General features: G+C 72.1%; 7 protein-coding genes and 1 rRNA gene. 5 read left to right on the top strand and 3 right to left on the bottom strand.

The window, feature by feature from the left end; translation table 11 throughout:
- Window positions 1-90: 90 nt before the first annotated feature.
- Window positions 91-207 (top strand): 5S ribosomal RNA (gene rrf, locus ACIBEF_RS04945).
- 252 nt (window positions 208-459) lie between these two features.
- Entirely contained in the window at window positions 460-1,086 is a 627-nt protein-coding gene (locus tag ACIBEF_RS04940) for a hypothetical protein (protein ID WP_396791263.1), read from the top strand.
- Here ACIBEF_RS04940 and ACIBEF_RS04935 read toward each other — a convergent pair.
- Window positions 1,059-2,876: a VanW family protein gene (locus tag ACIBEF_RS04935; protein ID WP_396791261.1), complete on the bottom strand. Its 1,818-nt coding sequence runs from the start codon at window positions 2,874-2,876 to the stop codon at window positions 1,059-1,061. The two genes, ACIBEF_RS04940 and ACIBEF_RS04935, sit on opposite strands and share 28 nt — an antisense overlap.
- A gap of 182 nt (window positions 2,877-3,058) precedes the next feature.
- Here ACIBEF_RS04935 and nudC point away from each other — a divergent pair, with 182 nt between their 5' ends.
- Complete coding sequence (gene nudC, locus ACIBEF_RS04930; RefSeq protein WP_396791259.1) at window positions 3,059-3,976, top strand: NAD(+) diphosphatase; 918 nt, start codon at window positions 3,059-3,061, stop codon at window positions 3,974-3,976.
- Here the strand turns inward: nudC and ACIBEF_RS04925 are convergent.
- Window positions 3,873-5,213, bottom strand: coding sequence for a lipopolysaccharide biosynthesis protein (locus ACIBEF_RS04925; RefSeq protein ID WP_396791257.1), 1,341 nt, complete (start codon window positions 5,211-5,213; stop codon window positions 3,873-3,875). The two genes, nudC and ACIBEF_RS04925, sit on opposite strands and share 104 nt — an antisense overlap.
- Window positions 5,210-9,553 (bottom strand): alpha-(1->3)-arabinofuranosyltransferase, encoded by a 4,344-nt coding sequence (locus ACIBEF_RS04920; protein ID WP_396791255.1) that lies wholly within the window; start codon window positions 9,551-9,553, stop codon window positions 5,210-5,212. Before ACIBEF_RS04920 ends, ACIBEF_RS04925 begins: the two co-directional genes overlap by 4 nt.
- 167 nt (window positions 9,554-9,720) lie before the next feature.
- Here ACIBEF_RS04920 and ACIBEF_RS04915 point away from each other — a divergent pair, with 167 nt between their 5' ends.
- On the top strand, window positions 9,721-11,601 hold the full coding sequence (locus tag ACIBEF_RS04915; protein WP_396791286.1) for a hypothetical protein: 1,881 nt from the start codon (window positions 9,721-9,723) through the stop codon (window positions 11,599-11,601).
- Window positions 11,602-13,347 carry a hypothetical protein gene (locus ACIBEF_RS04910; RefSeq protein ID WP_396791253.1) on the top strand — a complete coding sequence of 582 codons (1,746 nt, stop codon included), beginning with the start codon at window positions 11,602-11,604 and terminating at the stop codon, window positions 13,345-13,347. It begins immediately after the preceding gene.
- The last annotated feature ends 11 nt before the right edge of the window (window positions 13,348-13,358 follow it).

The raw sequence follows: 13,358 nt of genomic DNA, 5'->3' as shown, positions 1-13,358 counted from the left end.
ACTACTAAGCTGCTACGCGTCCACTGTGCAACTCTGAACAAGCGAACACCCGTGATTGTGTGCCGGGGTTGTTTGATATGTTCATAGAGTTACGGTGGTCATGGCGGAGGGGAAACGCCCGGTTACATTCCGAACCCGGAAGCTAAGCCCTCCAGCGCCGATGGTACTGCACTCGTGAGGGTGTGGGAGAGTAGGACGCCGCCGGACAATCTTCCAGAACGGGTCACCCATGCGGGTGGCCCGTTCTGCGTTTCCTGGCTCAGCCCGTGACCGGTGACTGAGTTCGCCGGCCGCCGCGCGGTGGTCGACTCACCGGGCCGCACCGTCCGGAACAGGGCGGCGCTGCTGAGCGGCACAGAGTCGGGCCGTGCGGACGAGGCTGGGCTGCCCGTACGGGGTCGCGCCGGTACCGTCGGTGGTCGATACTCGTGCGGTGACTTCTGAGACGCGGGGGTGCTCATGAGGCTGCCTCCCCAGGAACCACACGCTGGGAATGCGTCGCACACGTCGATCCAGCGGCAGCGCGGGCTGCAGGGCACGGCCCGGTTGGCAGCGGTCGCGCTGACCGTGTGGGCGGTCGTCGACATCGTTCGCACCATCCTCATGATGGGGCACTACGAGAACCGCATTGAGGTGATAACCCACGGCAACGTCGATGTGGCGCCTGTCTGGTACGCGTACATGATCGTAAGTCAACCGTTCCCAACCGGCTTCGTGACAGTCGCGGCGGATCGGCTGTGGATGCTCGCCTCACTCGTCGCGGTCGCCGTCGTCGTCATCTGGCAGCACTACGTGCGGCGCACTGCGCAGTGGCTGGGAGACGCGGTGCGGTGGCCGCCAGCCCTGACAATGTGGACGTGGTTCGTGGCCGTTCTCGGCACCGTCGTCCTCCACCTGCTCAGCTGGCGGCACCGCCGGGCGACCGCGGATGGCGGTGCGTTCCACGAGACCTGGCTGGACACCCGGTCAGTGGCCTATCCGCTGTGGAGCGCCGCGACGGTGCTGGTCGTGGTCACGGCGGCCCTGAGCGTTCGAGTCGTGCGGCGGACAGCCAGGGCTCAGGACGTCTTCGGCCCGCAGACGTAGCGGGGCTCCGCGTCGTAGCGCCAGGTGAACTTCTCCCGCTTGACCACCGTGCCGGCCTTCTTGATGACCCGGAAGGCGTCCTGGGTGAAGCCGTTGATGCCGTTGGTCTCGATGCACGAGGGGCCGGGAGTCAGGTGGATCTGCTTCGGCGTGGTGATGTTGCGTCGCGGCCCGTACTCGGTCTTCACGCTGTCGTAGATCTTCGTGCTCCAGATCGAGACGGTGATCGTGCTCGACGTGTACGACGTGTCGATGAGCACGCCGTACTCGGTGTTGTTGCGGAACTTGAAGTCCAGATTCGGCCAAAAGATCGTCGACTCGATGACCGCCGGGTACCTGTCGAACCAGTACGAGTGCGGCTTGTGCTCGACGTCCTCCAGGCCGGCGTAGTAGGTCGCGTTGAACAGCGTGGTGGTGAACTGCGAGGTGCCGCCGCCGACGCCCGGCACCAGCTTGCCGTCGAGGATGACGGGTGCGTCCCGGTAGCCCTGGGCGTAGCCGCGCTCGCCGGTGTGCCCGTTGAGCGAGAACGTCTTCCCCGGCAGTACGACAGTGTCGTCCACCTTCCTCGCGATGGTCGCGATGTTCTGGCTGCGCGACGAGGCCATGCCGCCGGTGAACCGGGTGGTGAAGGTCGACACCCGCTCCTTGATGCCCAGCCCGGCGAGCTTCTCCCCGGTCAGTTGCGGCGGCGTCGGCTTCAACTCGCCGGTCACCTCGCGGCCGTCCGCCTTCGGCAGCACGGCCAGCAGGTCTCGACCGAGGGCTGCCGTGTCCAGCTGCTGCCCGGCTTTCCCCTCCTTGGCGGTCGGCCGGCCACCGGAGATCGTCATCGTGGCGTCCTTCGGTGGCACCTCGATGGCGGTCAGCTTGTCGCCGAGCGCCGCCCGCAGCCGCTTGACGTCCACCGAGGGGGTGAGCTTGCCGGTCTTGTCGGCACCGAACCGGAGGCTCTTCGCGATGGCGGCGGGCGGGATCGTCACCTGGCCCTTGTTCGTCCGCAGGGTGACCGGTGCGGCGACCGCCGGCTTCGCCAGCTCGCTGACCATCCGGTCCAACTCCTCGGCGGTGGTCGCCGGATGGGTCTCCACCAGGGGAACGGTGACCGGAGCGCCGGCCAACCAGCCGGTGCGGACCACCTCGGCGGAACGCTCCGGGTTCAGAGCCAGCCCGGGCTTGGGCTGTACGACCTTCGGCGTGGTGCCCTGATAGGTGATCGCCGGCATCGTCATGCCCTGGGCCTGGTCGCCGAGCACCTTACGGAGCGCGTCGTCCAACCGGCCCTCGTCGACGGTCACCACGGGCTCGACGGTGCGGGAGCCGACCAACCGGCTGACCGGGTGCGCGTCGGCCTCGGCGGCTGCCGCGACGGTCGCCGGCACGTCGACGGTCAGCCCCACGTCTGCGGGGTTGATCTCGGCGGTGCGCCCGTCGACGGTGACCTTCAGTGGCGTGGCCAGCGTTGCCGCCCGCCGGTCCAGCTCCGCCCGCAACTCCCGGTCGGCGTCCGCGCGGCTCCGGCCGCCCAGTTCGGTGCCGAGCACGCTGGTGCCACGGGGAACGTCACCGGCGTACGCCCAGGCGCCGGCACCCGCCACGGCGGCGAGGACGCCGCCGGTGATGCCTGTGGCGAGCAGCATGCGCACCCGACGCGGCCGGCGCGGGCCGCCGTCCGGCTCGCCGGGGGCGGCTGTGGTGACCGGTTCAGGTCCGTCCGGCCAGGTGACCGCGGTGACCTGCACGGTGGGCCGGTCGTCGGCGGGTGGACTGTTTTCGCCGTACAGCGTCACTGCAACCTCGATCGCCAGGGTGCCGCGGGAGGTCCTCCCTCCCGGAGGCACCTACGGTAACGAATGCTTGGCCGTCCTCGTCGGCTGCGCCCGCCAGGCGCTGCTACCGCGTGTCGTTCGGCGTGTCGCATCGGCCCGGGGGCGGTGCCGACGGCTCATCATCGACGTGGCACGGTGACCGGGTGGGCACTGCGGAGCGGGTGTTGGCGTACGGGGGCGGGTCGCTGGACCGGGCGGGACCGTTGCGCACCGATCCGACGCGGTTGGGCGCGCTGCTCACCGGGTCGACCGCCGTGTTGTTGCCGATCTGGCGGGACCGTTGTCTCGTCGACGGGCACGGGCCGGTCCGGCTCAGCGCGGAGCGCGCGGCACTGGTCCGGTCCGCCGCCGGCGAGACCGTCTTCCTGGGGCTCGACGGGGAGGCCGCCGTTTTCGCAGCGGACCTCTCGGCGCTACCCGAGCAGTCCGCCGTCGAGATGGCCGGTGCGGTGCGGTCCGTCGACGTGCGGGCACTGGTCGGGCGGCTCGAACCCGGCGACGCGGCCGTCCTGGCGTACGCCAGGGGTTTGTTGCACTGGCACCGGCAGCAGCGATTCTGCGGGACGTGCGGCGCGCCGGCCGTCGCCGGCGGTGGCGGGCACCTGCGGACCTGCACCGGCTCGGAGTGTGGACGTCTGCTGTTCCCCCGGATCGAGCCGGCCATCATCGTGTTGGTCGAGGCACCCGGTCGGTCCGGGCGCTGTCTGCTGGCCCGGCACGCGGGCGCGGCCGAGGACGCGTACTCGACGCTGGCCGGCTTCGTCGAGGTCGGCGAGAGCCTGGAGGACGCGGTCCGTCGGGAGATGGGCGAGGAGGCGGGCGTGACCGTCACCGACGTGACCTACCAGGGGTCACAGGCGTGGCCGTTCCCCGCCGGTCTGATGGTGGGCTTCCGGGCCACCGCCACCTCCGACGAGGTACGCGTCGACGGCGAGGAGTTGCTGGAGGCGCGCTGGTTCACCCGGGCGGAGCTGCGGGACCGGGTGGCCTCGGGTCGCCCGCTCGGTCGGGTGGACTCGATCGACCACCGACTGCTGACGGACTGGCTGGCGGAGGGCTAGTCGGGTCGGCCGCCGGAACCGGGGCGGGCCGACGGGCCGTCACCGCCATCAGCGCGGTGGTGACGATGGCCGTGCCCAGGGCCGCGAGGAGGAGACCGGGGACGGTGTGGGGCCGGAGGCTCGCGGTGACGGCCACCAGGCCCGCCACGCCCAGCCACAGCGGTGCCGCCGCCCAGCGCGCGCCGGCCGCGAGGCGGTCGTTGAGCAGCACGAACGTCACCGCGTAGAGCGCACCCACCGCCGCGAAGAGGGGCGCGTACCGGCCCAGGTGGTCGTAGTCGGGCCCACCGGCGAGGCGGAAGGCGAGCCCCCCGGCCAGCGTCGAGGCGAGAACGAGCACCATGCCGCACCCGCCTGTCACCGCGAGCGCGACCGTTCGGCTGCGCCGGTCACCGCGAGCCAGCCTCGGTAGGGCGAGGACGGCGGCTACCTGGGGTGCCCAGAGCGCGCCCTTGCTCAGGACGGTGCCGACCGAGTACGCCCCGGAATCCGACGGGGACAGCAGTTGCCGGGACAGCAGCAGGTCGGCGTAGGAGACGACGAGCATCGCCAGTGTCGCACCGCAGCCGGCAACGACCTGAGCGACGGTCAGCCGTGGGGCGGTGGACGACCGTTGCGGCTCGCGGGCGAGTCGGGCCAGCACCGCAGGGGTGAGGGCGGCGGTCAACGCGCCGACAGCGAGCGCGCCGGTCGGTCCCGTGCCGAGCAGCAACCCGGCGATCACGCCGCCGTAGCGGCCGGCGGCGAGCACCGCCATCCCGACGGCGAGTCGTAGGAAGCGTTGACTTCCCTGCAACTCTCCGAGGGACCGGGAGGAGAGTACGATCGCCGCGGTGGTGACCGCCAGCAGCGCGGGCATCTCGACCGGGAGATCCAGGGCGATGACCAGCAGTGGTGTCGCCGCGACGAGGGTTCCCGCGCACACGGCGGCGGTGACCGCGGTGAGCCGCCGAGTGTCGGATGCGCCGTGCCGGGCGCGGTGCACGGCGACGGCGAGTTGCAGGCCGAGCCCGGGCACACCGACGATGGCCACCAGTCCGAGGGCGGCGGCGAGCACGCTGAGGTCGGCCGGGTCGAGCCGCCGGGCGGCCAGGACCGGCACCAGGTAGGCCAGGCCGTTGACCAGCACCCCGGCCAGGGTGACGCTGACCCCGGCAGCGCCGAGGCCCGTGCTCCAGCCGCGGGTCAGCTCCGTCTGGGCCGTCTTTTCCCGACGGACGGGTCGCCGGGGGATCACGTGATCTCGGAGAAGGTCGGGAGCTGCCCGTCGGCTGGCTTGGTTCCGTCCGGCTCCCTGGCGTCCGGCTCCGGTCCCTCCTCGGTCGGCGCAGCCGCCGCGACGGCTGCGGTCCTGGCGGTTGGGGCGGGCCGGCGTACCGGGCGTCGTCGGGCGGCGGTGGAGAGCCAGAGGGCACCCAGTGCGGCGACGACAGTGAGTTGCACGAGCGCGTCGGTGTTCCGCCGCGTCGAGTCGAGGTAGAGCAACCCGGCGAGCAGCACGAGCGCGCCGGGGAGCCAGGTCTCGACGGCCCGGCTGATCGTCCTGGCTCGACGTGGATAGGCCGGCCAGGGCAGGCGGCGTGGGCCGGGTACCGCCAGCATGAATCCCGCCGCGACCAGCAGACCGCCGATGAGGCCGCTCCACAGCACCAGCGCGGCGGCTCCGACGGCCAGCAGCGGCAGCGAGCGGGTGACTCGACGTCGGCCGCGTGGTCGGACGGTCGCCGAGGTTCGCCCGGTGGGCTGTCGGGCGGGCACCACCGCGAGCAGGACCACCACCGCGAGCAGGGTGCCGCCGAGGAGAAGCCCCGCCCGGTACGGCGTGTCCGGGGCGAAACGCAGCAGCACCTCTCCGGAAGCGCCGGCGGGAAGGATCCAGCCCTGCTGCCACCCGTCCACCACCAGAGGCTTCAGCGTTCGCCCGCCGAGGGTGGCCTGCCAGCCGGTGTTGGTGTTCTCCCGTACCGCGAGCACCCGGTCGACGGGGTGACTGGCCACCCGTACCCGTCGTTCGGTGGCCGCCCAGGACTCGATCTCGATGGCGCTGGCGGTGGCCGAGGCCAGTGTGGTCGTCTTCGGTACCAGGGCGACAGTGGTGGGCGAGGCCAGCTCGCTCGGGGTGGCGACGATGCGGTGCTCCCCGCGGCCCAGGTCAAGCTGCCGGGGCGTGTTCCGGCCGCACGGCGTCACCGGCATCTCGCGCATTTCCAGCAGGTCGCGGAGCGTGCCTCGCAGCGTGGTGGTCACCCGCGCCGCGCCGACCTGGAGCGTCGGCCCCGATCCGCAGGCCAGCGAGAGGGGTGCGTCGAGGCGCGGGCCGACGGTGGGCGCTCCGGGTAGCACCGTCACCTCACCGACCGCGATGGGCAGCCGCTCCGGCAGCCGCAGCTTGTACGGGTCGGTGCTGGTGGCGGACGGCTTGTCGAGGAACTGGATGGTGATCTCGTCGGTCCGCATCGGCGGGTCCAGGCGGAGCAGCCCGTCGTCGCCGATCAGGCTGCTGCGGAAGCCGTCGTCGCCGACCACGCGCACGCTGCCGAGACGGGTGGCGGCCGTCCTGTCGTCGGTCGAGAAGCGGAGCCCGTTGATGGTCTGCGGCTTGAGCCACTTGAGTCGCAGGATCGGTGCCTCGTCGTCGATCGCCGGTGACCAGCTGGTGGCTGGGTTCCCGTCGAGCGCCGCCCCGGCCCGGCCGCTCGGGTCGGGCACGGCCGTCGAGGAGGCGCTGATCTGCGCCGAGAGGCGCAGCGGCTGCGCATCGGTCACCAGCTTGTCGAGGGCGTTGTCCAGGTCGGGGCCGGCCGTCGGCCGTGCCCACAGCTTGGCGTCGTACGCGCCGCCGGCCGGCAGGGTCAGGGTCCGGTCGATGGTGGACCCGTCCTCCGAACCACGGATGGCGTCGGTGGAGCAGCGCGGGTACCCGTCGACCGAGAAGCAGGCCGGTGTCGTGGGTGCCGCGGACACGACGACGGTCGCCGGCCGGTCGGTCGCCGGTGCGGCGGGTAGGACCAGGGTGCGGCTGGTCTTGATGCCCGGAATCTTGATCTCTGCAATGCCGACCGAGCCGTTTCCGAACGGGCGCAGGTCGTACGCGCTGTCGACCGAGACCCGGACCTCGCGGGTGGCGTGGACGCCGGGCAGTTCGAACACCATGTGGTCGGTGAACTGTTCGATGGTGCTGCTCTCGTACCCGGCGCTGACGGTCACCGTCGTGGGCAGGGCGTCGGCCTTCAGGTCGAACCACACCTCGACGCGGGTGACAGTCGTCGGGTTGGCGAGGCCCACCTCGATCCACTGTTGGTCGCTGGGCGAGTACGGCGCGGACTGCCAGGAGGTCGCCGGGTTGCCGTCCATCGCCGCGTACGGCTGGTGCTCGGGGCGGGCACCGCCGGGCGAGTCCACCTGCGAGCGGGCGGTGGAGGTGCGGATCGCGTTGATGCCCTCGAACCGGGCGACGGTGGAGTGTTCGGCACCCCACTCGGGCAGGTAGTCGTGGGCGGGTGCGGTGACGTCGAAGGTGTCGTCGGCGGTCAACGTCTGGGAGGTGTTGTCACGCAGTCCGCCGAACGACACGTCCCGCCTGCGCAGACCGTCGGTCATCGCCACCGGTCCGACGACGTCGGCGCTCGACGCGTCGCCGGCCAGGACGGTGGGTGCCGAGCCGAGCTGCCCGGCCGCGGCGAGGTCGAGCAGTGATTCGGGGCCACCGACCACCGTGGTCACGTCGGCTCTGTCATAGGCGACCACCGGCTCGACGGGCCGGTCGACCCGGTAGACCTCCAGCGCCCGGACGGGCACGTCGAGGCCATGGTCGCGGAACTCGTCGGGGGACGAGGGCCCGCCGCGCAGGGGGCCGAAGGACGTGACGCGGGTCAACCCGGGTGAGCGCTCCAGCGCCTGCCGGACCACCGCTGGGCGGGCCGTGTCGGAGCGGCCGTGGTCGAGGTCGGCGCGGAACAGGACGTGACTGATTCCGGACCGGGCCAGCAGGTCCGCCAGGCCGCTCGACCCGGCACCAGTGGCGAGCGTCGACTCGATCACGTCCAGCAGCCGGATCGTGGTCGGTGGGGTGAAGGGGATGGCGTTGCGTACCGCCCACCGGCTGTCGAGCAGCGGCTGGGTGATCTCGTCGGTGGTGTTGCCCCAGTCGTACGACGGGAAACGCGCCCCGGGTACGACGAGCACCCGCCCGCGCCCCATGTTCGCGTCGAGCCAGTCGGTGGCGTCGTGCCAGTAGCCGGGCACCTCCTTGACGCTGCCGGGGGTGGCGAGACCGCCCGCGAGGGCGGGCGTGGCGACCGCCGTGACGGCGACGATGGCGGTGCCGGCGGTCAGCCAGGCGCGTGCGACTGTTCGTGGGCGGTGCCGCGCGGGCGCGGTGCGCGCCGCCCGGACGGCCAGCCCGATCAGGTGCGCCATGCCCAGGCACAGGGGCAGGCGGAGCAGGACGTCGAACTTGTGCACGTTGCGCAAGGGTGCGCCGACGCCGTCGAGGAACTCCCGCTGTGGCCCGGCGAGGATGTTCGGCAGGTCACCGACGTGCCCGAGACCGACGAGCGCGACGCCGAGCACCAGACCGGTGATGAGGAACCGGCGGTGCGGCATCCCCCGTCGGGACAGCCCGAGCACACCGAGGGCGGCGACCGCCAGTGTGGCGGCGACCAGCACCGCCTCGTTGGCCAGTCGCGCACCGGACGGGATGGTCGGCCCGAACGGGGAGGCCAGGTAGGCGACCCAGTAGGAGGCGCCGCGCAGGGTGGTCACCCCGTCGGTGACGCTCGTGGTGTTTCGGGCGGTCTCGATGTAGTCCAGGAAGGGTGGGCTGTACCGCCCGAGGACCAGCAGCGGAACCAACCACCACGCCGTGGCCAGGGCCACCGCGCCGCACCAGGCGGCGATGGCGGTGACCCGGCGGCGTACGGGCTGGACGGTGGCGAGCCAGAGCAGGGCCAGTGGCACCACGGCGAAGACGGCGGTGGCGTTGACCCCACCGGCGCAGGCGACGGCGACGGCCGACGCGGCGACGGCGCGTCGCAGTCGCGTGCCGGCGGCGAGACCGACCAGCGGAATGAGCACCCAGGGGGCGACGGCGCTGGGCCAGGCTTCAACCGAGGACCAGCCGAGCTGGGTGAGGATGCGCGGTGACAGCGCGAAGGCGACGCCGGCGATCATGCGCCCGGCGGGCGTTCCGATGTTGAGGCGGCCCGCCAGGCGCACGGCCCCCAGGTAGGCGACGCAGAAGAGCAGTGCCCACCACAGCCGCTGCACCACCCACGGCGCGAGGCCGGACTCCGACCCGAGCAGGAAGAACGGGCCCATCGGCCAGAGATAGCCGTACGCCTGGTTCTGTAGTTGACCGAACGTGCCGGTGGGGTCCCACAGGTGCAGTGAGCGGAGCAGCCACCCGGCCGGGTTGACGAACAGGTCGACCTTGGTGTCCGGGACGACCTGGCCCGGGGCCTGCTGGAAGGCGAGGGCGGTGAGAGCGATGCAGATGACCAGGTGCCGGAACCGTCGGGCCGTGTGCCGGCTCCGGCTGGACCCCGGAGCGGCGCCACTGGCCACCTCTGCACGCATTTCGGCTCCTGTCTTCACCGGCCGGACGCGCACCTGCAGCCGACGACTGTCGCGCGACGTTATCCGGACCGGGCACGGACGGGCGACCAGGGGCGCTGCGGTGGCGTTATCGGGAGAACGGCCGTCCCCACGGCGTGTAAGCGTGTGGCAGGCTGCCGACCATGTCAATGCCAGAAGCTGAGGCCGAGACGCATCCGGAACGCGTCGCGTCCGACGGCGACGGGCCCGGGCCGATCGGCCGATGGCTCCGCGCCGACCCCGTCCGCGCCGTGGCGATCGCCCTCATCGCGGTGTCCGTCGCCTGGCGGGCCGGCCTCGCCACCCGTGGCTGGTTCTCGCAGGACGAGTTCGTCATCGCCGCCCAGGTCCTCGACACCGGGCTGGACGCGGACTACCTCCTGCGTACGTTCAACAACCACCTCATGCCCGGCGGCCTGTTGGTGGCGTGGGCGATGGTGCGGGCGGCGGGCTTCGCCACCTGGCCGTGGGTGTTGCTGCTGGCGGTTGGCCAGGCGGCGACCGGGATGGCTCTCTACCGGCTGCTGCGCGATCTGCTCCGCCCCGGTTGGGGCCTGCTCATTCCGTTGTGCCTGTTCGTGTTCAGCCCACTCACGCTTGAGGTCTCCTCGCTGTGGTTGGTCGGGCTGCTCGTGCTGCCGATGCAGTTGGCCCTGGTCATGGCGGTGGCAGCCCAGGTCCGGTACGTGCGGACCGGTCGTCTGCGTCACCTCGTGGCGGTCGCGCTCTGGCTGGTGTTCGGCCTGCTCTTCGACACCAAGTCCCTGCTGATCGTGCCGCTGCTGTTCCTGCTGACCGTCTTCCTCTTCACGTCCGGTGGTGTGTGGCGCAGCCTCCTGACGGCGATCCGCCGGCAATGGCCGGCCTGGCTGATGCTCAGCGCGCTGTCGGGGGCGTACCTGGCGTTCTACGTGACCCGACCCGCCGCCCGCGAGCTGGACGAACCCTCGTCCATCGGTCAGGTCTTGGCCTTCCTCGGTGACCTGGTCGGCGAGACCGTGGTGCCGGGTCTGCTCGGAGGCCCCTGGCGCTGGAGCTACGCCGGTGACGGTCCCCCGCTGGTCGACCCGTACGACATCGCGAAGTGGTTGTCCTGGGCGGTGCTGGCGACGCTCGTCGTGGTGACCGTCCGGCGACGCCCGTCGGCCGGCCGGGCATGGCTGCTGCTCACCTCCTACCTGGCCCTGGTCGCCGCGCTCTTCGCCATCACCCGGCTCGGCGGGCCGCTCGGCCCACTGGTCGGCGTCGTCGCCCGGTACGTCGCCGACGTGGTGCTTGTCGCGGCGATCTGTGTGGGCGCGGCCCTACTGGGGATCAAGGACACCGACGAGGACGAGGTGTCGGCGTGGCCGGTGCCGACGGTCCTGCGGGAACCGGGCGCGTTCGCCGTCGGCCTGGTCTCGATGATCGTCGTCCTGGCGACCATCGGCGTGGGCACCCTGTGGAGCACTGCCCGTTTCGGGGACAACTGGAGTACGAAGTACGGGCGGGACTATCTCGCGACGACCCAGACCGAGCTCGCCGCAGCGCCGCCGGGCACGGTCTTCTTCGACACCGCCGTCCCGGACCGGGTGATCGCCGGCTACTTCTGGCCGGACAATCTCCAGTCGCACTTCTTCCGCCCGGCCGAGCGTCGACCCACCTTCGTGACGGAGGCCGCGCGGCCGTCGACATTCGATGATCTCGGCCGGATCCGTCCGGTGGTGGTCCAGGGTCGGAAGATTGTGCCCGGCCCGGTGGACGGTTGCGGGCACCTGGCCGAGGGCGGCCGACCCACTCGGATCCCGTTGGACGGGTACCTGGTGGAGTGGCCGTACGTGGTGCACTTCGGCTACCTCAGCTCGGGTGATTCCACAGCGCTGTTCCGGCTCGGGGACGCCACCCGCGAGATCACCCTGCGACGTGGGCTGAACGACCTGTTCTTCCTGTTGGAGGGTGCGGGGGACGCTGTCGAGGTCACCGTCCGAACGCCAGGGGTCGGGGTGTGCACCGAGCTGATCACCGTCGGCCGGGCGGTGCCGGCATCGTGAATGGTTGAGCCGACCGACGGTGTCGAGGCCGCACCGGTTCGGCGGGCGCGGGACACGCTGTCGCTGTACGCGGTCGCGGCGGCGGTCACTGTCGTGGTGCTGGCCCCGCTGGCGGCGCCCGGCTACGCGTTGCTGTACGACATGGTGTTCGTACCCCGGCAGCCGTTGACCTGGGATCTCGTCGCCCCGGCGCAGAGTCTGCCCCGGGCGGTGCCGATGGACGCACTGGTCTCGCTGATCACCCAGCTCGTGCCGGGCTGGGTGGTGCAGCGCCTCGCGCTCGCCGGGGCGGTCTTCCTCGCGGCGGTCGGCGCCGGCCGGTTGGTGCCGACCGAACGGCGTGCGGTCCGGCTGTTCGCCGCATTGGCGTACGCGTGGTCGCCGTACCTCGCCGAGCGGCTGCTGATCGGGCAGTGGGGGCTGCTGCTCGCGTACGCCGCGCTGCCCTGGCTGGTGCGGGCGGCGCTGGACCTGCGGGCCGGGCGCGACGGCGCGCTCGCCCGGGTGGTGCTCGCCGCCGCCCCGGCCGCCATCACGCCGACTGGCGGTCTGATCGCGCTGGGCACGGTGCTGGTGCTGGCGTCGGACCGGATGCGCGCGCCCCGGTCGCTGCTGGTGTCGCAGCGGATGCATCCGCACCGGTCCTGGCAGGCTCTGGCCGCGGTCGGGGCGCTCAACCTTCCCTGGGTGGTCGCGGCCCTGGTCACCGGTGCCGGGGGTTCCTCGGACCCGGCGGGGGTGGCGGCGTTCGCGGCGCGTTCGGAGAACTGGGCCGGCCCGCTGGTGGCGCTGGCGGGCACCGGTGGGATCTGGAGCGCACAGGCCACCCCCTCCAGTCGCGCGGCGGCACTGGTGCCGGTGGCGACCCTCGTGCTGCTGATCCTGGCCGGTGTCGGTGTGGGCCTGCTGCGGCGCCGGCTACCCCAGGGTGGGGCGGCGCGTCTGGCGGTGCTCGCCGGGACCGGCTTTCTGCTCGCCGCCCTCGGGCTGCTCCCCGGCGGGGATGCCGCGCTGCGCTGGGCGGTGGTGCACCTGCCGGGCGCGGGGCTGCTGCGAGACGGGCAGAAGTTTCTGGCGCCGTACGCCCTCCTGCTGGTGGTGTGCGCGGCGTTGGGCGCCGAGCGGCTGGTGGCCCGGATCGACCGGGAGGTGGCCGGAGTGGTCCTGGTCGGGCTGCTGTTCCTACCGGTGGCCGTCCTGCCGGACCTCGCGTTCGGCGGTGTCGGTCGGCTTCGGCCGGTGAGCTATCCGGCCGAGTGGCAGCGGGTCGCCGAGCAGATCGAGGAGGAGCCGGGGGAGATCCTGGCGTTGCCGCTGAGCGCGTATCGGGCGTACCCGTGGAACCCTGGCCGGGTGGTCCTGGACCCGGCGCCCCGCTTTCTGCCGGGGACGGTCCTGACCGACGACACACTCCGGGTCGGCGACGTCGCGGTGGCCGGCGAGAACCCGCGCGTCGGTGAGATCCGCCGGGCGCTGGCCGAGGGGCGGCCGGTCTGGACCACGGGTGTGCGCTGGGTCCTGGTGCAGCACGAGGTCTCCGGCGAGGTGGATCCCCAGGTGCTCGGCGGCCTGGTGACGATCCATGACGGACCGTTCCTGACGCTGTACCGCAACCCGGAGACAGTGCTGCGGCCGAGCCCGTCCGGACCGGCCCGACTGGCGGTGGTGGCGGCCCTCAGCGGTGCCCTTCTGGTGGTCATCGCTGCCGCCGTTTCGGCCCTACACCGGCGAGCTACCGCGTGGTAACGTCCGCTCGC

This window comes from Micromonospora sp. NPDC050795 (genome assembly GCF_044456785.1).
GTDB lineage: Bacteria > Actinomycetota > Actinomycetes > Mycobacteriales > Micromonosporaceae > Micromonospora.
The sequence above is the reverse complement of the archived record's forward strand: the minus strand, read 5'-3'. Positions and strand labels throughout refer to the sequence as shown.

Excerpts from the sequence above, each read along its gene's own strand:
- ACIBEF_RS04940 (WP_396791263.1), top strand. The coding sequence starts at position 460 with ATGAGGCTGCCTCCCCAGGAACCACACGCTGGGAATGCGTCGCACACG.
- ACIBEF_RS04920 (WP_396791255.1), bottom strand. The coding sequence starts at position 9,553 with ATGCGTGCAGAGGTGGCCAGTGGCGCCGCTCCGGGGTCCAGCCGGAGC.
- ACIBEF_RS04915 (WP_396791286.1), top strand. The coding sequence starts at position 9,721 with ATGCCAGAAGCTGAGGCCGAGACGCATCCGGAACGCGTCGCGTCCGAC.
- ACIBEF_RS04910 (WP_396791253.1), top strand. The coding sequence starts at position 11,602 with ATGGTTGAGCCGACCGACGGTGTCGAGGCCGCACCGGTTCGGCGGGCG.